This is a genomic window from Streptomyces spiroverticillatus (assembly GCA_014650415.1).
Classification (GTDB): domain Bacteria; phylum Actinomycetota; class Actinomycetes; order Streptomycetales; family Streptomycetaceae; genus Streptomyces; species Streptomyces spiroverticillatus.
Genome location: BMUX01000012.1, coordinates 136,178 through 158,349, shown reverse-complemented (window position 1 = coordinate 158,349; position 22,172 = coordinate 136,178). Strand labels below are relative to the sequence as shown.

The following is a 22,172-nucleotide window of genomic DNA, read 5'->3' as shown; positions in this document are numbered from 1 at the left end:
GTCCGACGCCGCCCGGACCTACTTCCGGAACCGGCCGAAGGCCTTCGTCAGGGCGCTGAGCGGCGAGCCCGCTCCGTCCGTGGCGGCCGGACGCGGGACGCCCTCGCCGCCGGTGGCCTCCGCGAGGGCGGCGTGGGCCGCCTCGGCCGCCTCCTGGTAGAGGTCGCGGGACTTGGTCATGGCGTCCAGGGCCTCGGCGTACCGGGTGACCATGGTCTGCGCGTGGACGAGTTCCTCGTCGGGGGTGAGCAGGTGCCAGCCCTGGCGCAGCCGGTTCAGGGCCGCTTCGGCGTCGGCGGACATCGGCTGCGGGAGGGCCGCGAACGCGGCGATCCTGTCCAGTACCTCGGTGGGGATCGAGCCGTCGAGGAAGACGGTGCTCACCGTGAAGTCCTCCGCCGCGTACTCCGGTGCGGGCGGCGACGTGGGCAGGACGACGGCCCCGCCGCGCGGCAGCCGCACCCCGAGCTCCTTCTTGACGCCGAAGTCGGCGATCTGCGCCTGCTCAGGGGTCGCCCGGTGCTCTATCACCCGGTGCCGCAGACCGGGCGGCAGATGGCCGGAGAGCGGCCGCTGCCCGAGTGCGTCGGGGGTCATGGCCTCGTGCACGAGGAGGTGGACGAACCAGCTCTGCCGGGCGCAGTCGCGCAGCAGGTGACGCAGGTCGTCGTCGTCCTTGGGGAGGTGGTTCGCGGCGCGCAGGCGCACGTCGGCGACCGTGTCGTAGTCCCACGGGACGCGGTCGCTGTCCGGCCAGAACATGGTGGCGGGCGAGGGCCAGTACGCGTCCCACGGCGCCTCCGCCTCGGCGGCCAGCACCCAGGTGACGCCCGCACCCTCCTTGCGGCGGCCTTCCGGGTCGTACGTGACGAGCTGTGCGCGCACGGTGACGTCGCCGTCGCCGGCCCGCCAGCGCGCCTCGAAGAGCCGGCGCGCCGCCGGGCCGGGGTCGGCGGCCTCGTCCCTGGGGTGCAGGGCGGTGGAGCTCGCCGCCTCGACGGGGTCGAGTTCCAGGAAGTCGTCGAGCACCCCGGCCGCCTTGAGGGCGATCAGGTTGCGCCGGACGTCCTGCTCGGGCTCGGGCCCGAGGTGGCGCCCGCGGCCCAGCCACGCGGTGTCGGGGACGGTGGTCGAGGGGGTGCTGTTCTTCGCCATGGAGTCGTTCTGTGAGGAGACGGGGCCCGACCAGTATGGTCCGTGGACCTGTGGAAGGAACCAGTACCCCGTCCTCGGCTTCGCAGCGCGTGACGGGACGGGGCCGGGGAGCGGGTGCAGGGGCTCCCTACCCCGTCTTGATCTTGCTACCCCTGCCGCCTCTTGTCACCCCTTTACTGCCTTTGCTCCGCCTCGTGCACGAGACTGCCCTTTGCTCCACCTCATGCACGAGACTGCCCTTTGCTACGCCTCGCGCACGAGGTGCTCCGCCGCCCGGTGGGCGAAGACCATCGCCGAGCCGATGGGGGCGCCGGGTCCCGGGTAGTACGGGCCCGTCACGGAAGCCGTCGTGTTGCCCGCCGCGTACAGGCCCTCGATGGCCGTGCCGTCGGCACGCAGGACGCGGGCGTCGGTGTCGATGCGGACGCCGCCCTTCGTCCCGAGGTCGCCGAGCACGATCCGTACGGCGTGGAAGGGCCCCTCCTCCACCGGCACCAGGCACGGATTGGGTCCCGTGCCGTCGCCGAAGAAGCGGTCGTACGGGTCGGTGCCGCGCCCGAAGTCGGCGTCCTCGCCGGAGGCCGCGTACGTGTTGAAGGTCTTCGCGGTGGCGGTCAGCTCGGCCGCGTCGAGGCCCAGCGTCACGGCGAGGTCCTCCAGGGTGTCGGCGGTGCGCCACAGGCCCGCCTCGGTGAAGGCGGCGCGGTCGGCGGGGACGACGACGATGCCGGGGAGTTCGTCGCCGTACCGGCCGTCGAAGATCCACCACACCTGGTTGCTGTCGTCCATGCCCGCGCGGGCGGCCAGCAGCGCCCGGCCCATCTGGTCGTACGGCAGCGATTCGTTGGCGAACCTGCGCCCGCTGCCGTCCACGAAGAACCCGCCCCGGAAGCCGAGGGCGAACGCCGCCGTCCCGTCCGGGAACAGCACCGACGGGCACCACCAGCTCTCGGCGAGCAGCCCGGTGTCCGCGCCGAGCTCGACGGCAGCCTTGAGGGCGTCGCCGGTGTTGGCGCCCGCCGGGCCCATGGTCCAGTCGGCGCCGCGCAGCCCCTGCCACTCGCGGCGCAGACCGGCGTCGCCCTCGTACCCTCCGGCGGCGAGCAGGACTCCCTTGCGGGCCCGGATGCGCCGGGTGTGCCCCGCCTCGTCGGTGACGACGGCTCCGACGACGCGGCCGTCCTCCTCCACGAGCGAGGTGAGTGCGGTACGCAACCGGGTGCGGCCTCCCGCGCCCTCCAGGGCGAGGAGCAGCCGTCCGATCAGCGCCCGCCCGTCGGTCAACGGGCCGTCGGGGGCGGGGAGTTCGAAGCGCTCGGCCCAGGCGGGCGGCCGTACGGCTGCGAGCAGGGGGTGGCCGCCTTCGGGCTGGTCGAGGTCGCAGGGGTAGACGCTGCGGCCGCCGTCGATGCGGCCGGGGGCGCCGAAGTAGTCGGGGAAGGGCCGGAATTCGAAGCGCAGGTGCTCGTCGCGCTCCAGGTACTCCACGAGCGGGCCGGCCGTGTCCAGGTAGGCGTCCTGGAGGGCGTGCGGGACGGCGTCGCCGACGACGGCGCGGAAGTAGGCGCGGGCGAGTTCGGCGGAGTCCTCGACTCCGGCGCGCTCCTGGGCGGGGTTGCCGGGGAGCCACAGGCCCGCGCCGGAGTAGGCGGTGGTGCCGCCGAAGTAGGCGGTCTTCTCCACGACGAGGGTGTCGAGGCCGAGTGCGGCCGCGGTGTACGCGCCGGTGAGGGCGCCGCCGCCGGAACCGACGACGAGGACGTCACAGGTGTCGTCCCAGTGCGCTGCGGGCTGCGCCCCGTCCGCCTGCGGTGCCGTGTCCGCCTGTGCTGCGTGCTGGGCCTCGTCCGCCTGTACTGCGCGCTGTGCCGTGTCCGCCTGCTCTGCTGCGTGCCGTGCCATGTCCGTCGCCGTCGGGCTCTGCGGGCTGCCGCTGGTCATCGTGTCGGGCTCCTCTCGCGCCGCACGGCCTGCCGGGCGGCTTCGGGTGGGAGCGTCAGTGTGGGCGACCGGGATGGGGGCGGGCAGCCGTGTTTCCCGCTGAGCGGGAGCACTTCCGAAGCCGCTCCCGGAGGGCTTTGCCCGTGAATTCCCCTTGTGCGCGGGCGACTTCACGCCATGCTCCCGCTGAGTGGGAAACCTCCGGGCCGACCGGTGGCAATGCGGTCCGCCGCTTGCACAATCGACCTCGCGCGGGGGGCCGCAGCGCTGCCGCTCACCCGCCCGTGCCCCGTCCGGGCCGCCCATCCCCGCTTTCCGTACCTCCACTCCCGTAGGAGCGTCATGCCGTCGTCCCCCGTCCCCACGGGCGCCCCTCCCGCCGAGGGGCCCGTCGCCGCCGCCGACGCCGCGCAAATGCGCCGCGTCGCCTTCTCCAGCCTGCTCGGCACCGTGGTGGAGTACTACGACTTCCTGCTGTACGGAACCGTCGCCGCCCTCGTCTTCGGCACGGCGTTCTTCCCCCAGGCCAGCGTCGCGGCGGGCACGATCGCCGCGTTCGGCACCTTCGCCGCCGGTTATGTGGCCCGCCCGCTCGGCGGGATCATCTTCGGGCACTTCGGCGACCGGCTGGGCCGCAAGAAGATGCTCGTCCTGACGATGGTCCTGATGGGCGCGGCCAGCGCCCTGATCGGGCTGCTCCCCGACTACCGGTCGATCGGCATCGCCGCCCCGGTCCTGCTGGTGCTGCTGCGCATCGTGCAGGGTCTGGCGATCGGCGGCGAGTGGGGCGGGGCGACCCTGATGGTCGTCGAGCACGCGGCTCCGGGGCGCCGGGGCGCGTGGAGCGGAGTGATGCAGTCCGGCACCTCGCTGGGCTTCCTGCTGTCGGCGGGCGTGGTGGCCGCCGCCAACTCCCTCCTCACACAAGCCCAGTTCATGTCGTGGGGCTGGCGCATCCCCTTCCTCTTCAGCGTGGTGCTGATGGCGGTGGGTCTGTACACCCGGGTGAAGGTCACCGAGAGCCCGCTCTTCCGCGAGGCCGCGGCAAAGGCGGCGGACGCGGAGCCGCCGCGGATGCCGCTGCTGACGGTCCTCAAGCAGCCGCGCACGGCCCTGCTGGCGGCGGCGGTGGGCCTGGGCCCCTTCGCGCTCACCGGCCTCATCACCACCTACATGCTGACGTACGCCACCGGCATCGGTTACTCCGTCAGCGAGGTGATGAACGCCCTGCTGATCATCTCGGCGATCGGCCTGTTCACCATCCCGGCCTTCGCCGCACTCTCCGACCGGCTCGGCAGGCGCCGGGTCGTGCTGGGCGCGGCAGCCGTCGGCCTGGTGGCGATCAAGCCGGTGTACGACCTGGTCGACTCCGGCACACCGGGCCTCCTGATCCTCGGCATGTCCCTGATCATGGTGCTCCAGCACGCCATGTACGCGCCGCTCGCGCCGATGCTCTCGGAACTCTTCGGCACCCGGGTGCGCTACACCGGTGCCTCGCTGGGTTACCAGATGTCGGCGCTGGTCGGCTCGGGCCTGGTCCCCCTGGCCGCAAGCTCCCTGCACGCGTCCTTCCCGGGCAGCACACCCCTCGTACTGCTCGCGGGCGCCTGCATCCTGGCCTCGCTGCTGGCGGCCTGGCGCCTGCGGGAGACCAGGGGCGACGCCCTCTGACCCCGCGCGCGGGGGTTCCGGCTCCGGACGGCACGTGGCAGCGCCCATCGCCTGCGCGTCGGGCAGCACGGCACCGGGCAGAGCTGCCCAGGGGCCGCGCTGCCCGGTGCCGCCCTGCTTCCCGCCCCCGCCACGCAGCCTGGCCGTGCATCATCCCGCTCAGCGGGAACCGGCTCTGGCCGGTGGGAGGCTTCGGCCGGTGTCATGGCCACCGGCAGCGCTCCCCTTCGTACCCCTCCCGTTCTACTCCCGCACGCCGGAGGCTTCATGCCCACCGCCCCCTCCCGTCCCGCCTCGTCCGGCACGTTCTCCGCCGCGACGACCCTCGCCGACCTGCCCGACGCAGCCGCCCGCGCCTTCGGGGCGCGTGAGGCGCTCGTCGACGGCGAGGTCCGCTGGACCTTCGCCGAGTTGCAGGAGCGCATCCGGGCCGCCGCCCGGGCCGCGATCGCGCACGGCATCGAGCCCGGCGACCGGTTCGCGCTCTGGGCGCCCAACAGCCGCGCCTGGGTGGTGGCGGCGCTCGGGGCGGTGTCCGTCGGCGCGGTCCTGGTGCCCCTGAACACCCGTTACCGGGCGGCGGAGGCGGCCGACATCGTGCGCCGCAGCGGCTGCACGGTGCTGTTCACCGAGCGCGGCTTCCTCGGCACGGACTACGTCGCCATGCTGCGCGAGTCCGGCGAGGACCTGGGCGCGCTGCGCAGCACCGTAGTCCTGCGTGATGCCGGCCCCGACGACGGTGACGGCACGACGAGTTGGGACGCCTACCTGGCCGCCGGCGAGTCCGTGCCGGACGAGGTACGGGCCGCGCGCGCCGCGGCCGTACGCCCCGACCACCTCTCCGACATCCAGTACACCTCGGGCACCACCGGCCGCCCCAAGGGCGTGATGACCACCCACCACCAGACGGTGCGCGTCTTCGACGCCTGGGCGGAGGCCGTCACCCTGCGCGAGGGCGACCGGTACCTCCTCATCAGCCCCTTCTTCCACACCTTCGGCTACAAGGCGGGCATCGTGGCGTGCCTGCTGCGCGGGGCCACGATCGTCCCCGAGGAGGTGTACGACGTGGACCGCGCCCTGCGCCGCATCGCCGAGGAGCGCATCAGCGTCCTCGCGGGCGCCCCGGCGATCTTCCACGGCCTGCTGACGCATCCGCAGCGCGAGGCGTACGACCTGTCGTCGCTGCGGCTCGCGGGAACGGGGGCCGCGAATATCCCCACGGGTCTGATCGACGACGTACGCACGGTCCTCGGCGCCCGCGACGTGTTCGCCGCGTACGGGCTCACCGAGTCGACGGGCGTCGTGACCATCTGCCCGGTGGACTCCCCCGCCGAGACGCTCGTACGGAGTGTGGGCCGCCCCATCCCTGGCGTCGAGCTGCGCATCGTGGACCCGGACGGCACACCCCTGCCGCCCGGCAGCCAGGGCGAGGTCGTCACACGCGGCTACCACGTCACCCAGGGCTACCTGGACGACCCGGCGGCCACGGCGGAGACCATCGACGCGGACGGCTGGCTGCACACCGGGGACGTGGGCGTCCTGGACGAGGACGGGTACCTGGCGCTGACCGACCGGCTGAAGGACATGTACGTCGTCGGCGGGTTCAACGCGTATCCCGCCGAGGTGGAGAACACCCTGCGCGGCCACCCGGCGATCTCGGACGCGGCCGTGGTGGGCGCACCGGACGCCCGCCTCGGCGAGGTCGGGGTGGCCTTCGTGGTCGCGGCGGACGGCGGCCTTCCGGACGCGGACGAGCTGACGTCCTGGACCCGGCAGCGGCTGGCCAACTTCAAGGTGCCGCGCCGGTTCGTACCCGTGGACGCCCTGCCCCGCAACGCCGCGGGCAAGGTCCTCAAGAACGAGCTGCGGGCCCTGGCGGAGCGCCGGGCGACCCCGGCCGGAAAGGCGTGACGATGACCGTGGAACCCACTCCCGAGGTACGCCGGCTGATCGACCTCTCGACCGCGAACTTCCCGGCACTGGGCACCGAGGTGACCGACATCGCGGAGGTGCGCGCCTTCTTCGCCTCCCGGCCCGCGCCCCCTCCCTCCGGGATCGAGGTGGCGTACGTCGCCGACGAGGACGCGGACGGGGTGCGGGTACGGGTGTACGACCCGACGGACGGCGCGGACGGCACCCCGGTGGTCGTCTTCGCGCACGGCGGCGGCTTCTGCGTGTGCGGCCTCGACTCCCACGACGGCTTCTGCCGCGCGATGGCGGTCGAGACGCAGGCGGTCGTGATCTCGGTCGACTACCGCCTCGCACCCGAACACCCCTTCCCCGCCGCCCCCGACGACTGCTACACCGCGCTGCTGTGGGCGGCCAAGCACTACGCGGGACGGCGGCTCGCGGTCGCCGGGGACAGCGCGGGCGCCAACCTGGCGACGGTCATGGCCCTCACCGCGCTCGACCGGGGCGGCCCGGAGCTGGTCTGCCAGGCGCTGTACTACCCGATGCTGGACCCGGAGCGACGCGGCGACTCGCACCGCCGCAACGCACAGGGCTACTTCCTCACCGCCGACCACCTGCGCTGGTACTGGGACGGCTACCTGCCCGAGGCGGCCGACCGCACCGACCCGTACGCGACGCCGCTGCACCGGTCCGACCTGTCGGGGCTGCCGCCGACGCACCTGGTGACGGCCGGCCTGGACCCGCTGTGCGACGACGCGTGGGCGTACGCGCACGCGCTGGCGGGCGGGGGGGTTGACGTACGACTGGCGCACCTGCCGGGCATGTTCCACGGCTTCCTCTCCATGGCGGGTGCACTGCCGGAGGCGCTGGCGGCCCGCACGGACGCGTTCGCGGCGCTGCGGGGGGCGCTGCACGGATAGAGGGGGGACGTGGAGAGGGGGTGCAACGAGTCCGTTGCACCCCCTCTCCACGTCCCTCCCAGTGCGTACGTCAGACGAGCCGGAACCCCTTGTACCCGCTGGCCGCGACCTCGTCGATGACGTCCTGGTACACCTTGAAGCCGCCGACGTACGGCATGAACACCCGGGGCTTTCCGGGGATGTTGGCGCCCAGGTACCAGGAGTCCGCCTCCATGAGGAGGGTGGCCTCGGCACGGTCGCGGCACTCGCGCACCCAGTCCTCGACGGCGTCCCCGGTCGCCTCGACGGCGCGGTGCCCGTGGGCGTCCATGTACTGGAGGAGGTCGGCGAGCCAGTTGCCGTGCTGCTCGCCGGCGAGGATCACGTTGACCATGACGCTGGGGCTGCCGGGGCCGGTGAGGTTGAAGAAGTTCGGGAAACCGTCGGTGCCGAGTCCGAGATACGTACGCGGCCCGGCCGCCCACACCTCCTTGAGCGTGCGCCCGCCCCTTCCCCGTACCTCTATGCGGTCCACGGAGCCGGTCATCGCGTCGAAGCCGGTGGCGTAGACGAGGGCGTCGAGGGCAATGTGCTCACCGTCGGCGAGGGTCACACCCGTCGCGTCGACACGCTCAATCGGATTCTTCCGCAGGCTGACGAGCCGCACATGCGGCTGGTTGTACGTCTCGAAGTAGTCGGAGTCGGTGACGATCCGCTTGGCGCCGATGGGATGGTCCCCCGGAACGAGCAGCTCGGCCACGGCCGGGTCCGCAATCCGAGCACGGACCTTCTCCTCCCAGAAAACGCGAGCGGCATCATTCGCACTGCGATCGACAAGCTGATCCGGGAAGGTCTTGGAGTACAGCACCCCACCCAACTCCCAGCGCCTCTCGTACGCCGCGCGCCGCTCCTCCTCGTCCACCTCGAAGGTCTTCTTCGGGTACGTGGTGAAGGGCGAGCCGCCGCCGCTGAGCCGGGCAAGTCGGCGCCGCTCGGCGTAGTCCGCCTTGGCGGCCTCGCGCTGGGCGTCGTCGAGGGGCTTGTTCCCGGCAGGGATGGAGTAGTTGGCGCTCCTCTGAAACACCGTCAACTGCGCTGCCTGGGCGGCGATTTCCGGGATCGACTGAATCCCGGAGGACCCCGTCCCGACGACGCCGACGCGCAGCCCGGTGAAGTCGACGCCCTCGTGCGGCCATTCGCCGGTGTGGTAGGAGACGCCGGCGAAGGAATCAAGGCCCGGGACATTGGGCCGCTGGGCACTCGACAGACATCCGACGGCGAACACGACGAATCGACTGGTGACCGTCTCTCCGCCGTCCGTCCGCACCGTCCAGGTCAGGGACTCCTCGTCCAACTCCGCACTGAGCACGGAGGTTTCGAAGGTGTACGCATCACGCAGCGCGAACCGGTCGGCGACATGGTGCAGGTACTTCATGATCTCGGGCTGGGTGGCGTACTTCTCGCTCCAGTCCCACTCCTGCTGGAGCTCCTCGTCGAAGGAGTACGAGTAGTCGAAGGACTCCACGTCGCAGCGTGCGCCGGGGTAGCGGTTCCAGTACCACACGCCGCCGACGTCAGCGGCGCGGTCGAAGCCCCGCACCCGGTAGCCCAGGGTGCGGAGCTTGTGGACGGTGTAGAGGCCGGTGACGCCTGCTCCGACGACGAGGACGTCCGTGTCGGTGGCGGGGGTGTTCTCACTCAAGTGCGGTATCTCCTCGGATCCGTGGGGGTGCGGCGGGTGCCGCGGCCCGTCACGGACGGGAGCCTTCCACTGGGAGGGGACGGACGCAGCACCTCCTTCCCGGTGAGTGGGAAGGGGCCCGCACGGGCCCCGATCTGCGACTCCGCCGCGCGGGCACGACCGTGCCCCTATAGGGGCGCGGGGAACTGCGCGACCAGCCACGACGCTCCTGCACGGAACCGTGCAATTGCCCCGCGGGTTTAGGTGAAGGGGTGGGGCTGGGGACCCTCTGGCCCGGCGGGCCACGGCTGAACCTGCCCGGTACCGGGAGGCGCCCCGTGGGCCCCGGGGCTGCGCGCATCCGGCGCCCCAGGTGCGGGCAGGGGCGGCACCCGGGCGGGCCGGGAGCGGGAGGGGCCGCCCCCTTGCCCGCCCGTCCCGCCCCCGGGGGGCGGCCCCGCCGCCCAAGGCGACGAGGGGGGAGGGAGGGGGAGGGCGGCCCCGCCGCCCGAGGGGGCTGGGGAAGAGGGGAAGAGGGGGAAGGGGCGGCACCACCGCGCAAGGGGCCTACGGGGAAGAAGGGGGCTGGGCCCCACGGGGGCGGGGCCTCCCGCCGGGGGGGGTGCGGCCCGCACCCGATCGAGCCGCACCGGGCCGAGCCGCACCGAAGCTGAGGCCCTCAGAGAAGCTCACCCCCGCGAGCCACCACCCTCCCCCCGTGCACCACCACATCCCGCCCCGGCATGTCCACCACCACCTGCGGCACACACTCCCCCCGCATCAGCATGAAGTCCGCCGGCGCCCCGGGCTCGAAGGTCGCCCGGCCCAGCCCCATCACATCGGCCCCACCGTGCGCCCCCACGGCAAAGACGTCCTCCAGCTCCGCATCCAGCCGCACATCGGTGACCCACCCGAGAATGTGCGTCCGGTGCAGCATGTCCGCGTTGCCGAACGGGCTCCAGGAGTCCCGCACCCCGTCCGACCCGAGCCCGACCCGCACCCCGTGCTCACGCAGCTTGGCGATGGGCAGCACGAGGGACTCGTTCGGGGCCACCGTCGTCAGGGCGATGTCCAGCTCGCCCAGATCCGCGGCCATGCTCTCCAGATCCCCCTCGGACATCTTCGGCAGGCAGAAGACGTGACTGACCGTCACCTTCCCCCGCAGGGACAGCGCCCGCGTGCGCTCGATGATCCCCCGCAGCACCTTGACGCCCTTCTCGTCCCGGTCGTGCAGGTGGATGTCGACCCCGACCCCGTACCGGTCCGCGAGCCGGAAGACGAGATCGAGCTGCTCGTCCAGCGCATGGTCGAAGCTGATCGGGTCGATTCCGCCGATCATGTCGACGAGCCCGCTGCGTGCCGCCTCCTCCAGCAGCTTGTCGGTGCCGGGCGTGCGGATGACCCCGTGCTGCGGGAAGCCGACGATCTGCACGTCCAGCGCGTGCGACAGCCGCTCGCGGGCCTCGGCGACGCCTTCGACGCCCTTGAGCCCGTAGGCCGGTGCGACGTCCGCGTGGGCGCGCATGGCGCGGGTGCCGCGCGTGACGGCGTGCGCCATCAGCCCGTACGCCCGCTCCCCCACGTCCCTGCGCTCGCTGCGGAACACCTCGACATCCTGGGCGCAGTAGTCGGCGATGCCCTTGGCGGGCTTGCGCGAGAGCCAGGAGCCGCCCCAGGTGGTCTTGTCGGGGTGGATGTGCGCGTCGACGAGCGTCGGCAGCGCGAGCCGCCCGCCGCCGTCGATGATGCGCGCGTTGCGCGGGGCGGGACGGTCGCTGATCCGGCCGTCGACCACCACCAGATCGACGGCCTTCTTGGCACCGCCCGGCCGTACGTTCTTGAAGATCACGGATTCGCGGGGGTGCCGGTCGTGACCGCCTGCTTCGGCAGCCGCCGCAGCAGGCGTGAAGGCGGTGGCGCTCGCGCCCGCGAGGGAGGCGGCTCCGGCGAGGACGCCGCGCCGGGAGAGGGGAGGGGGAACCATGGGGGGACTCCTTCGGTGCCTGACGGTCCGGGGACGGACGGCGTGGGGCGCCGACCGTTCGCACTTTTGTATACCAAGCGCGATGCCGGAACAAGATCCAGCAAGCCATCACCCAACAATCACCACCAGGAACATCCCCCCACTCACCCCTTGGTATACAAAGCATCCCCGAACAGCGAATGCAACGCCACCGCCCGACTGTCCCGCACATGCAGGAACGTGCTGGCCGCCGCCGACTCCTCGTCCCCCGCCGCGATGTGCCGCAGCATCTCCGCGTGCTGGGCCCGCATGTGCGCGGGCTCCTCGCGCATCCCGAACAGCAGCTGGAGCTGCCAGCCCAGCTGCTCCATGGTGCGCACCAGCAGCGGATTGCCGGCCAGCGCCACGATCTCCTCGTGGAACGCCGTGTGCGCGGCGACCTCGCGCTCCCCCTCACCGGTCTCGGCCGCCCGTTCGGCGCGGGCGATCAGGGCACGCAGTTCGGCGACCCCCTGCGTCTCCCCCGCCGCTGCCGCCACCCGGCGGGCCGCGAGACGGGACGCCTGGACGGCGAGGGGCTCCCACACCTCGTACAGGTGGTGGACGTCCTCCCGTTCCAGGCGGCGGACGCGCACCCCGCTGTGCGGCAGCAGTTCGAGCAGCCCCTCGGCGACGAGCGCGCGCAGCGCCTCGCGCACGGGGACCCGGGACATCCGGAGCTCTTCGGCGACCTCGCGCTCGACCAGGCGGGAGCCCATCGGGTACCGCCGGTCGACGATGCGCTGCCGCACGGCCTCGCGGGCCTGGGCACTGAGCGAGGTGCGCGGGGCAGTGAGCGAGGTGCGCGCGGAGCCGTCCTCCGCCGCCCGCCGCTCGTCCGTACCGGCCGTGTCGCCTGCCATCCGATCCCCGTTCTCCGCTCGCCCGCACCCAGCGGGCCCGTGCTCCGGCGAGGATACGTGACCCACTGTCACCGCCCGTCCGTCCACATCCGCTCCAACTGCCCGTCCAGCAGCCCGAGCGCCGTCTCGCCGCTGTGCACGCCGAGCAGGATGTACGTGCTCAGACCGTCGACCAGGCTGATCAGCCGCATCGCCTCGTCCTTCGGGTCGGCGTCCGCGTACTCCGCCCTCAGCCCGCCCTCCTCGTGGACCCGGCTCAGCAGGTCCCCGAGGAAGGCGGCCAGTCCGGGGATGCCCTCGCGGGCCTCGGCCTGGAGGCGTTCGTCGTGGACGGCGCGGGCGAAGTAGGCGGCCCCCACGAGCGCGCCGACCGTGCTGCGTTCGTCCAGCGGCAGCATCCCGGCCAGCACTTCCCGCAGCACGATCCGGGGCGGCGGGACGGCAAGGACCCCCTCGGCGACCGCTCCGGCGACGGCCTCGATGCGTTCCCGGATGCGCTCGTCCGCGCGGGCGCTCACGGAGCGCATGGCGAACAGCAGCATCTCGTCCTTGGTACGGAAGTAGTGCTGGAGCCTGCCCAGCGAGATGTCCGCCTCCGCGGCGACGTCGCGCAGGCTCACGCCGTCGAGACCGCGCGCGACGGCGATCCGCCAGAGCGCGTCGGCGATCTCCTGACGTCTGGCCTCGTGGTCCACCTTCTTCGGCACGCAGGCCCCCTCCTCTTCACCTCGACACCACACGACCCGCCTTTGCAAGTCACTTGTACCGTTGTACCCTCTCGACATCCAATACAGTTGACTTGAAACGAGCGTGTTCATGTCTTTCGCCGGTCCGCCGCGCCTGCGACCGCCCCGTCACCCCGTCGACCCCCGGGCCCGCCGCTGGTGGACCGCCCAGGCGCTCCTCACGGTGAGCGGCCCGATGCTGCTCACGGCAGTGACGCTCCTCGCGCTCTGTCTGCTGTTCTTCGCCGGTGCGCTGCCCTGGCTGCTGCCGCTGCTGGCGGTCGTTCTCGTCGCCCCGGCGTGCGCGTACGCGGTACTGATGCCGCGCCGCCGGTACGCCGTGCACGCGTGGGAGGTCGGCACGTACTCCCTGTACACGGCGGGCGGCTGGCTCTGGCAGAAGCGGCGCGTCGCCCCGCTGTCGCGGGTGCAGACCGTCGACACGCTGCGCGGGCCGCTGCAACGGCGGTACGGGCTGACCACGCTCACCGTCACCACCGCTTCCACCGCCGGGAACATCCGGATCTCCGGCCTGTCCGACGCGGACGCCGACACCCTCGCCGAGCACCTCGGGCGGGCCGCGCAGGACACCGTCGGTGATGCCGCATGAGCGCACCGGCCCCGGACGTCTGGCTGCGTCCCGACGCACGCACCCTGCTGGTGCACTGCGGATGGCTCCTGCCGCCGCTCGGCTCGACCACCCTGACGGCGCTGGCGACCGGGGGTCGGTTTCCGCCGAGCGCTCTGTTCACCCTTGCGGCGGTCGCCGTGTCCTTCGCGGCGATCACCGGGATCGGGCATCTCCGCTGGTCCCGTACGCGCTACCGCGTCACCTCGGACGCGTTCGAGCTGCGCGGCGGCGTCTTCAGCCGGACGCTGCGCACGATGCCGCTGTCGCGCGTACGCGGTGTGGATCTGACGGCCACCCCGCTGCACCGCCTGCTCGGCCTCACCGTGCTGCGGGCGTCCGGCACCGGCGGCGCCGAGACGGTGCTCAACGCGGTGCCCCGCGCGGAGGCCGCCCGCCTGCGCACGCTGCTGCTCGCCCGCGCCACCCCTGGACGGGCCGCGAACCCCGAGCTGAGCAGCGTCGACTGGCGCTGGCTGCGGTACGCACCGCTCACCTTCTGGGTGCTCGGCGGGGTCGGGGTGGCGGCCGGCACGGTGTACCGGGTGCTGGACGGTGTGGGCATCGAACTGTGGCGGGTGGGCTTCGTGCAGGACGCCTTCACCGAGTTCGGCCGCAGCGCACTGTGGCTGACGGTGCCTGCCGCCCTGGTCGCGGTGCTCGCCCTCGGCTCGGTCGGCGCACTCGTGCTGTACGTGGAGAACTGGTGGGGCTACCGGGCCGCCTGGACGGACGCCGACACCCTGACGGTGCGCCGCGGTCTGCTGACCACCCGGTCGGTCGCCCTCGAACGGAGCCGCCTGCACGGAGTGCTCCTGCGCGAACCCCTCCTGCTGCGCGCCGCCGGTGGTGCGAGCGCGACCGCTGTCGCAGGCGGCCTCGGCAGCAGCGAGGAGGCCCACGCACGGGGTGCACTGGTGCCGCCCGCACCCCGGCACGAGGCGTTGCGGGTCGCCGTGGGAACGCTCACCGGTTCCGGTGCTCGCGACGAGCACCCTTTCGACGGGGTGCCACTGACCCCGCACCCAAGGGTGGCGCTACGGCGCAGGGTGGTGCGGGGGCTGCTGTTCGCGGTGCTGCCGGGAAGCGTGGCACTCCTTGTGCTGGGTGCGCTGTTCACTCCCGTACTGCTGCATCTGGCGTGGGTGTACGCGCTCGTGACGACAGCGGTGACTGTGCTGCTGGCCCGGGACGCGTACCGAAGCCTCGGCCATGCCCTCGCAGGGCCGCATCTGCTGGTGCGCTCCGGCACGTTCAGCCGGGACACCCTCGCGCTCGAACGCAGAGCGATCTCCGCGTGGACGCTCACGACGTCGCCGTTCACCCGCCGGGCGGGCCTGGTCACGCTCACCGCCGCCGTGGCGGCGGGTGAACACGGCTATCACGTACGCGACATGGAGCCCGGCGCCGCACTGGCACTGGCGTGCGCGGCGCACCCGGGAATCCTGGAGGAGTTCCTGGAGCCCGCGTGAGCACCGGTGCCGGTGTCAGCGGATCTCGGAGTCGGGGTGCGCCGCGTCCCAGGCCGCCCGGGACGCGGTGAACGCCGGGCGGTGGGCGATCGACCAGTCGGCGAGCGCCTTGACGAGGTGGGTGAGGCTGTGGCCCGTCTCGGTGAGCTCGTACTCGACCTGCGGCGGGATCGTCGGGTGCACGGTGCGGTGCACCAGCCCGTCGCGCTCCAGACGGCGCACGGTGAGAGTGAGCATGCGCTGCGAGATGCCGCCGGGTACGGCCCGCTGGAGCTCCTTGAACCTCCGTACGCCCGCGGCGAGTTCGACGACCACGTACACGGACCACTTGTCGCCGAGCCGGTCCAGGACGTCCCGCACACCGCACTCGTCCTGCGGGGTGTCGCAGCTGATGACGGGGTCGCCGGGGGCGGGCGGGGTGGTTACCGCGGTGTGCCCTACTGACACGAAAGTGCCTCCTTATGCGATCGGTTTCTCCTGTCCAGGATGGAACCACACACCACTCAGGAGGCACTTCCATGATTCTGGTCACCGGCGCCACCGGCGCTCTCGGACAGCTCGTCGCGACGAGGCTGGCGCCGCGCGAGGACGTCGTCCTCGGCACCCGCACCCCCCGCTCGCCGTCCGAGCGGCGCATCGACTTCGACGATCCCGCGTCCCTGGATCTCACCGGCGTGGACACCCTGTTGCTCATCTCGGCGGGCTACGGCGAGGACGACGTGGTGATCGCCCGGCACGACTCGGTGATCTCGGCGGCCGAGAAGGCGAAGGTGGGGCACGTCGTCTACACGAGCCTCAGCGGTGACGGCGACCACCTGACGTATGCGCTAGCCCACCGCTGGACCGAGCGCCGACTGCGCGAGAGCCCGCTGGACTGGACGATCCTGCGCAACGGTCTGTACGCCGAGTTCCTGGCGGCGATCGCCGCCCCCGGCCCCGACGGCACGATCGCGGCACCCCTGGGTGCGGGCCGCCTGGCCGCAGTGGCGCGCGAGGACCTGGCGGAGGCGGCGGCCCTGGTGGCGGCGGCCCCCGCACAGCACGCGGGGCGCGTGTACGAGCTCGTCGGCGAGGAGGCGCTCGGCGGCGCGGACCTGGCGGCGGCGACCGGCGGGACGTACGAACCGACCTCCCTGGCCCGCACCAGGGAGGCGCTCATAGCCGCAGGCCAGGCACTCCCCTTCCAGGTGCCGATGCTGATGAGCACCTACGCGGCCGTCGCCGGCGGCTTCCTGGACGGTTCGGGCGTCGAGCGCGGTGCGCTGCGCACCCTGCTCGGGCGTGCCCCGCGCTCCGCCCTCGACGTGTACGGGGAGGCGCTCGCCGCGGCCTAGCGCCTCCCCGTACGGCGAACGCCTACTCGTCGCCCTCCAGGTCGCCCTCGGTCTCCAGGTACGCCTTGCGCAGCGCGTCCAGGATCGCCGGGTCGGGCTTGGCCCACATGCCGCGGGACTCGGCCTCCAGGAGGCGCTCGGCGATGCCGTGCAGCGCCCAGGGGTTGGCCTCCTTGAGGAACTCGCGGTTGGTCGGGTCCAGGACGTACGTCTCGGTGAGCTTGTCGTACATCCAGTCGGCGACCACGCCGGTCGTCGCGTCGTACCCGAAGAGGTAGTCGACGGTGGCGGCGAGCTCGAAGGCGCCCTTGTAGCCGTGGCGGCGCATCGCCTCGATCCACTTGGGGTTGACGACGCGGGCACGGAAGACGCGCGAGGTCTCCTCCACGAGGGTGCGCGTGCGCACCGTCTCGGGGCGGGTGGAGTCGCCGATGTACGCCTCCGGGGCCTTGCCCTTCAGTGCGCGCACGGTGGCGACCATACCGCCGTGGTACTGGAAGTAGTCGTCGGAGTCGGCGATGTCGTGCTCGCGGGTGTCGGTGTTCTTGGCCGCCACCTCGATGCGCTTGTACGCCGTCTCCATCTCCTCGCGGGCCGGCCGCCCGTCGAGTTCGCGGCCGTAGGCGTAGCCGCCCCAGACCGTGTAGACCTCGGCGAGGTCGGCGTCGGTGCGCCAGTCGCGGGAGTCGATGAGCTGGAGCAGGCCCGCACCGTACGTTCCGGGGCGGGAGCCGAAGATGCGGGTGGTGGCGCGGCGTTCGTCGCCGTGCTCGGCGAGGTCGGCCTGCGTGTGCGCCCGTACGTAGTTGACCTCGGCGGGCTCGTCCAGTGAGGCGGCGAGGCGTACCGCGTCGTCGAGGAGGCCGATGGTGTGCGGGAACGCGTCGCGGAAGAAGCCCGAGATGCGCAGCGTGACGTCGACGCGGGGGCGGCCCAGCTCCTCGGCGGGGATGGGCTCCAGTCCGGTGACACGGCGCGAGGCGTCGTCCCAGACGGGACGGATGCCCAGCAGCGCGAACGCCTCGGCGATGTCGTCGCCCGCCGTGCGCATGGCGCTCGTGCCCCACAGCGACAGGCCGACGGAGGTGGGCCATTCGCCGTTGTCGGTCTTGTAGCGCGTGAGGAGGGAGTCCGCGAGGGCCTGGCCGGTCTCCCAGGCGAGCTTGGAGGGCACGGCCTTGGGGTCGACGGAGTAGAAGTTGCGGCCGGTCGGCAGGACGTTGACGAGACCGCGCAGCGGGGATCCGGAGGGGCCCGCCGGGACGAAGCCGCCGTTCAACCCGTGGACGGCGTGGGCGAGTTCGTCGGTGGTGGCGGCCAGGCGCGGGACGACCTCGCGAGCGGCGAAGTCGAGGATGTCGGCGACGGCGGCCGGGTGGCCCGCAGCGACGCCCGCGACGGCTTCCACGGCCCAGTCCGCGTCCTCCATCGCCTGTACGAGGCCGCGCGCCTGCTCCTCGATCGCGTCGGCGTCGGTGCGCTTCGCCGCCGACTCGTCGAGGCCGAGGGCCTCGCGCAGGCCGGGCAGGGAAGCGGTACCGCCCCAGATCTGGCGGGCGCGCAGGATCGCCAGGACCAGGTTCACGCGGGCTTCGCCCTCGGGGGCGCCGCCGAGGACGTGCAGGCCGTCGCGGATCTGGACGTCCTTGATCTCACAGAGCCAGCCGTCGAGATGCATGATGAAGTCGTCGAAGCCCTCGTCCTCCGGCCGGTTCTCGATGCCGAGGTCGTGGTCGAGCTTCGCGGCCTGGATGAGCGTCCAGATCTGGGCGCGGATCGCGGGCAGCTTCGCCGGGTCCATGGAGGCGATCTGGGCGTGCTCGTCCAGGAGTTGTTCCAGGCGGGCGATGTCGCCGTAGCTGTCGGCGCGGGCCATCGGCGGCACCAGGTGGTCGACCAGGGTGGCGTGCACGCGGCGCTTGGCCTGGGTGCCCTCGCCCGGGTCGTTGACCAGGAACGGGTAGATCAGCGGGATGTCGCCGAGGGCGGCGTCGGGGCCGCAGGCGGCGGACAGGCCGGCGTTCTTGCCGGGCAGCCACTCCAGGTTGCCGTGCTTGCCGAGGTGGATCATCGCGTCGGCGCCGAAGCCGTTGTCGTCGGCGGAGGCAGCGATCCAGCGGTAGGCGGCGAGGTAGTGGTGCGAGGGCGGCAGGTCCGGGTCGTGGTAGATCGCGATCGGGTTCTCGCCGAAGCCGCGCGGCGGCTGGATGAGGATCAGGAGGTTCCCGCGCCGCAGGGCGGCGAGGACGATGTCGCCCTCCGGGTTCTGCGAGCGGTCCACGAACATCTCGCCGGGGGCGGGCCCCCAGTGCTGCTCCACGGACTCGCGCAGCTCGGCGGGCAGGGTGGCGAACCAGCGCCGGTAGTCGGCGGCCGGGATGCGCACGGGGTTGCGCGCCATCTGCTCCTCGGTCAGCCACTCCTGGTCGTGGCCGCCCGCCTCGATGAGGGCGTAGATCAGCTCGTCGCCGTCGCCGGAGACGAGGCCGGGGACCTCCTCCGTGCCGAAGTCGTAGCCCTCGGCCTGGAGGCGGCGCAGCAGGGCGACGGCGCTGGCGGGGGTGTCGAGGCCGACCGCGTTGCCGATGCGGGAGTGCTTCGTCGGGTACGCGGACAGGACGAGCGCGAGCTTCTTCTCGGCGTTGGGGATGTGCCGCAGCCGGGCATGGCGCACGGCGATCCCGGCGACGCGGGCGGCGCGCTCGGTGTCGGCGACGTACGACGGCAGGCCGTCCTCGTCGATCTCCTTGAAGGAGAACGGCACGGTGATCAGACGGCCGTCGAACTCGGGTACGGCGATCTGGGTGGCGGCGTCGAGCGGGGAGACGCCCTCGTCGTTCTCCTCCCAGGCGGCGCGCGGGCTGGTCAGGCACAGCGCCTGGAGGATGGGCACGTCGAGGCCGGTGAGGGCGCCCGCGTCCCAGGACTCGTCGTCGCCGCCGGCGGAGGCCTCGGCGGGGCGGGTGCCGCCGGCCGCGAGCACCGTGGTGACGATGGCGTCGGCGGCGCGCAGCTCCTCGATGAGCTCCGGCTCCGGTGTGCGCAGGGAGGCGACGTACAGCGGCAGCGGGCGGGCTCCCGCCTCCTCGATCTGGCCGCAGAGGGCGTCGATGAAGGCGGTGTTGCCGCTCATGTGGTGGGCGCGGTAGTAGAGCACCGCGACGGTGGGGCCTTCGACGCCCTCGCGGGCGGTGCGCTCCAGGGGGCCCCAGGAGGGCGCCGGCGCCGGTGACTCGAAGCCGTGGCCGGTGAGGAGCACGGTGTCGGAGAGGAAGCGGGCGAGCTGCTCCAGGTTGGCGGGTCCGCCGTGCGCCAGGTAGGCGTGCGCCTCGGCGGCGATGCCGACGGGGACGGTGGAGGCGGCCATCAGCTGGGCGTCGGGGGCCTGTTCGCCGGTGAGGACGACGACGGGCCGTCCGGTGGCAAGGACCTGGTCGAGGCCCTCCTGCCAGGCGCGGACGCCGCCGAGGAGGCGTACGACGACGAGGTCGGTGCCCTCCAGGAGGGCGGGCAGGTCCGCGAGGTCGAGGCGGGAGGGGTTCGCGTAGCGGTAGCTGACCGGTCCGTCCGAGGAGCGGGCGCTGAGCAGGTCGGTGTCGGACGTCGACAGGAGCAGGATCATGCGGCGTCGGGCCTTCCTCGGGGTGTCCACGCCCCGGGCGGTGTTCGGACTGCTCGAACGGAGTCGAGAAGCTACGGAAGGGAGTTCCTGACTCGCCCGGCCGGTGGGCCGTGCTCACAGTGGCGGGACCGCGCCGGAATCGCACCGGGCTTCCTCCCCTGTCGCCTTTCGGTGACGACTGCCGCCCCCGAGAGGACGACGCGACGGACCGCATGGCCCGCCACCAGGCATATTAGAGCCCTGGGTCAAGTCGGCGGCACCCGGCAGTCGAACAGGAGTCGGCCTTGGGTCGGTATGCTCGCCGCCATGCCCCCACCCGCCTCTTCGCCGTCGGCCTCCGGCGAGAACTCCCCGCGCACCCGTGGTGACGCGTGCCCCGGATCCCTGCGGCTGCACCGTGCGGACGACGGGGCGCTGGCGCGTGTGCGCCTGCCCGGCGGGATCGTGACGGCGGAGCAGGCGGATGTGCTCGGGGAGTTGGCCGGGCGGCTCGGCGAGGGTGACATTCACCTCACTTCCCGGGGCAACGCCCAGCTGCGCGCCCTGCCCGCCGACTGCGGCGGCGAACTGGCGCTCCGGCTCGGCGAGTCGGGACTGCTGCCCTCCGCGCGCCACGAACGCGTACGCAATCTGGTGGCCTCCCCGCTGTCGGGTCTCGACGGCCTCGGGCACGCCGATGTGGGCCCGTGGCTGGCGGAGTTGGACGCGCTGCTGTGCGCGAGCGAGCGCGCCGTGTCCCTGTCGGGGCGCTTCCTGTTCGCGCTCGACGACGGGCGCGGCGACGTGGACGCCCTCGGGGCGGACGTGACGCTCCTCGCACAGGACAACGGTGACGCGCTGTTGCGCGTCGGCGCTGCCGCCGATGCGGTACGCGTCCCTGGTGCGCGGGCGGCGCATGCGGCCCTGGTGGCTGCCGAAACCTTTCTGGACAGCGCCCCCGACGCAGGCACCTGGCGCATCGCCGAACTGCCGCAGGGGCCGGATGCGCTCCTCGCACAGGTGGTACGGAAGCTGGGCGCGCCCCTCGCACCGGCTCCGGTGCCACCGCACGAGGCCGCTGCGCCCGCACCGGGTGTGGTCACCGGACATACGGCGGCACTGGTGGTGGGGGCGCCCCTGGGACGTATCACCGCAGCACAGTGGCGGCTGCTGGCCGACACCGCGCGCAGGGCGGGCGACAACACCCTGCGGCTGACGCCGTGGCGCGGCGTCGTCGTCCCCGGTGTCGCACCGGAGCGGGCCGCCGCGCTGCTCGCCGCCCTGAGCGCGGCCGGGCTGATCACCGGCCCGGACTCCCCCTGGAGCGGTGTCGGGGCGTGCATCGGGCGCCCCGGCTGCGCGAAGTCGCTGTCCGACGTGCGGGCCCTGGCGGGGGCCGCCGTGGGCCCCGTGGGGGCGCTTCCTGTCTACTGGTCGGGCTGCGCCCGCCGGTGCGGGCACCCGCACGGCGACCGGGTCGACGTCGTGGCCACCCCCGAGGGGCACGAGGTGTCCGTCGTACGGGGGGAGTCCCGCACCGCGCCCGTCGTCGTCGCATCACCAGCGCTGCCCGCAGCCGTGGCCGCCGCCCGCGCCTGATCCCGTACTCCGATACTCCGTTTTCCCCTCCCGCCCGTCCGCAGAAGAGAGCGACAGCACAGTGCACCAGTACGAGAAGGACGGACCGGCGATCTACCGCCAGTCCTTCGCCACGATCCGCGCCGAGGCGGATCTGGCGGGTCTGCCCGCCGACGTCAGTCAGGTCGCGGTCCGCATGATCCACGCCTGCGGCATGGTCGACCTCGTGCGGGACATCGGCTTCAGCCCGAACGTGGTGGCCGACGCCCGTGCCGCGCTGCGTGCCGGTGCGCCGATCCTGTGCGACGTGCAGATGGTCGCCAGCGGTGTCACCCGCAAGCGGCTGCCCGCTGACAACGACGTGGTGTGCACCCTGTCGGACCCGTCGGTGCCGGACCTGGCGAAGGAGCTGGGGACGACCCGCAGCGCGGCGGCCATGGAGCTGTGGCGCGACCGCCTGGAGGGCTCCGTCGTCGCCGTCGGCAACGCACCGACGTCGCTGTTCCGCCTGCTGGAGATGATCGAGGCCGGTGCGCCGCGTCCGGCGGCCGTCATCGGCGTGCCGGTCGGGTTCGTGGGCGCGGCCGAGTCGAAGGACGCCCTGGCGGCCCACGAGTCGGGTCTTGAGCACCTGATCGTGCGCGGCCGCCGCGGCGGCAGCGCGATCGCCGCCGCCGCCCTGAACGCGATCGCCAGCGAGGAAGAGTAAGC

At 72.9% G+C, this 22,172-nt stretch carries 16 protein-coding genes and 1 riboswitch; of the genes, 8 read left to right on the top strand and 8 right to left on the bottom strand.

Going from position 1 to position 22,172, the window contains the following annotated elements:
* Window positions 1-18 precede the first annotated feature (18 nt).
* Window positions 19-1,155, bottom strand: coding sequence for a hypothetical protein (locus IE269_RS28630; protein WP_189826070.1), 1,137 nt, complete (start codon window positions 1,153-1,155; stop codon window positions 19-21).
* A gap of 243 nt (window positions 1,156-1,398) precedes the next feature.
* A complete protein-coding gene (locus IE269_RS28625; protein ID WP_229898320.1) occupies window positions 1,399-3,096 on the bottom strand; it encodes an FAD-dependent oxidoreductase in 1,698 nt (565 codons plus the stop codon).
* Between the two features lie 342 nt (window positions 3,097-3,438).
* Here IE269_RS28625 and IE269_RS28620 point away from each other — a divergent pair, with 342 nt between their 5' ends.
* The 3 genes from IE269_RS28620 to IE269_RS28610 all read left to right on the top strand — a co-directional run bounded on the left by IE269_RS28620 (window position 3,439) and on the right by IE269_RS28610 (window position 7,598).
* The gene (locus IE269_RS28620; RefSeq protein ID WP_189826069.1) at window positions 3,439-4,767 is read left to right on the top strand and encodes an MFS transporter; all 1,329 of its coding nucleotides are present in this window, start codon (window positions 3,439-3,441) and stop codon (window positions 4,765-4,767) included.
* 267 nt (window positions 4,768-5,034) lie between these two features.
* The gene (locus IE269_RS28615) at window positions 5,035-6,678 is read left to right on the top strand and encodes a FadD3 family acyl-CoA ligase (RefSeq protein WP_189826068.1); all 1,644 of its coding nucleotides are present in this window, start codon (window positions 5,035-5,037) and stop codon (window positions 6,676-6,678) included.
* Between the two features lie 2 nt (window positions 6,679-6,680).
* Window positions 6,681-7,598, top strand: coding sequence for an alpha/beta hydrolase (locus IE269_RS28610; protein ID WP_189826067.1), 918 nt, complete (start codon window positions 6,681-6,683; stop codon window positions 7,596-7,598).
* A 70-nt stretch (window positions 7,599-7,668) separates the two neighbouring features.
* On the opposite strand, the gene IE269_RS28605 is transcribed toward IE269_RS28610, so the two are convergent.
* From IE269_RS28605 to IE269_RS28590, 4 genes are all read right to left on the bottom strand, one after another.
* Window positions 7,669-9,279 carry a flavin-containing monooxygenase gene (locus IE269_RS28605; RefSeq protein WP_189826066.1) on the bottom strand — a complete coding sequence of 537 codons (1,611 nt, stop codon included), beginning with the start codon at window positions 9,277-9,279 and terminating at the stop codon, window positions 7,669-7,671.
* 658 nt (window positions 9,280-9,937) lie between these two features.
* Window positions 9,938-11,242, bottom strand: coding sequence for an amidohydrolase (locus IE269_RS28600; protein ID WP_189826065.1), 1,305 nt, complete (start codon window positions 11,240-11,242; stop codon window positions 9,938-9,940).
* Window positions 11,243-11,385: 143 nt separating this feature from the next.
* The gene (locus IE269_RS28595) at window positions 11,386-12,123 is read right to left on the bottom strand and encodes a GntR family transcriptional regulator (protein ID WP_189826064.1); all 738 of its coding nucleotides are present in this window, start codon (window positions 12,121-12,123) and stop codon (window positions 11,386-11,388) included.
* Window positions 12,124-12,191: 68 nt separating this feature from the next.
* Window positions 12,192-12,830 (bottom strand): TetR/AcrR family transcriptional regulator, encoded by a 639-nt coding sequence (locus IE269_RS28590; RefSeq protein WP_189826063.1) that lies wholly within the window; start codon window positions 12,828-12,830, stop codon window positions 12,192-12,194.
* Between the two features lie 109 nt (window positions 12,831-12,939).
* On the opposite strand from IE269_RS28590, the gene IE269_RS28585 reads away from it, so the two are divergent.
* Together IE269_RS28585 and IE269_RS28580 are read left to right on the top strand one after the other, a co-directional pair.
* On the top strand, window positions 12,940-13,458 hold the full coding sequence (locus IE269_RS28585; RefSeq protein WP_189826062.1) for a PH domain-containing protein: 519 nt from the start codon (window positions 12,940-12,942) through the stop codon (window positions 13,456-13,458).
* Window positions 13,455-14,948 carry a PH domain-containing protein gene (locus tag IE269_RS28580; RefSeq protein WP_189826061.1) on the top strand — a complete coding sequence of 498 codons (1,494 nt, stop codon included), beginning with the start codon at window positions 13,455-13,457 and terminating at the stop codon, window positions 14,946-14,948. Before IE269_RS28585 ends, IE269_RS28580 begins: the two co-directional genes overlap by 4 nt.
* Before the next feature lie 15 nt (window positions 14,949-14,963).
* On the opposite strand, the gene IE269_RS28575 is transcribed toward IE269_RS28580, so the two are convergent.
* Window positions 14,964-15,395: a winged helix-turn-helix transcriptional regulator gene (locus IE269_RS28575; protein WP_189826060.1), complete on the bottom strand. Its 432-nt coding sequence runs from the start codon at window positions 15,393-15,395 to the stop codon at window positions 14,964-14,966.
* A gap of 71 nt (window positions 15,396-15,466) precedes the next feature.
* Here IE269_RS28575 and IE269_RS28570 point away from each other — a divergent pair, with 71 nt between their 5' ends.
* Window positions 15,467-16,282 (top strand): NAD(P)H-binding protein, encoded by an 816-nt coding sequence (locus IE269_RS28570; RefSeq protein WP_189826059.1) that lies wholly within the window; start codon window positions 15,467-15,469, stop codon window positions 16,280-16,282.
* Window positions 16,283-16,304: 22 nt separating this feature from the next.
* On the opposite strand, the gene cobN is transcribed toward IE269_RS28570, so the two are convergent.
* Entirely contained in the window at window positions 16,305-19,904 is a 3,600-nt protein-coding gene (gene cobN, locus IE269_RS28565; protein WP_189826176.1) for a cobaltochelatase subunit CobN, read from the bottom strand.
* A gap of 62 nt (window positions 19,905-19,966) precedes the next feature.
* Window positions 19,967-20,101, bottom strand: a riboswitch (cobalamin riboswitch).
* Between the two features lie 97 nt (window positions 20,102-20,198).
* Between cobN and cobG the strand changes: the two genes are divergently transcribed.
* Window positions 20,199-21,482, top strand: coding sequence for a precorrin-3B synthase (gene cobG / locus IE269_RS28560; protein WP_189826058.1), 1,284 nt, complete (start codon window positions 20,199-20,201; stop codon window positions 21,480-21,482).
* A 61-nt stretch (window positions 21,483-21,543) separates the two neighbouring features.
* Entirely contained in the window at window positions 21,544-22,170 is a 627-nt protein-coding gene (locus tag IE269_RS28555) for a precorrin-8X methylmutase (protein ID WP_189826057.1), read from the top strand.
* Window positions 22,171-22,172 lie beyond the last annotated feature (2 nt).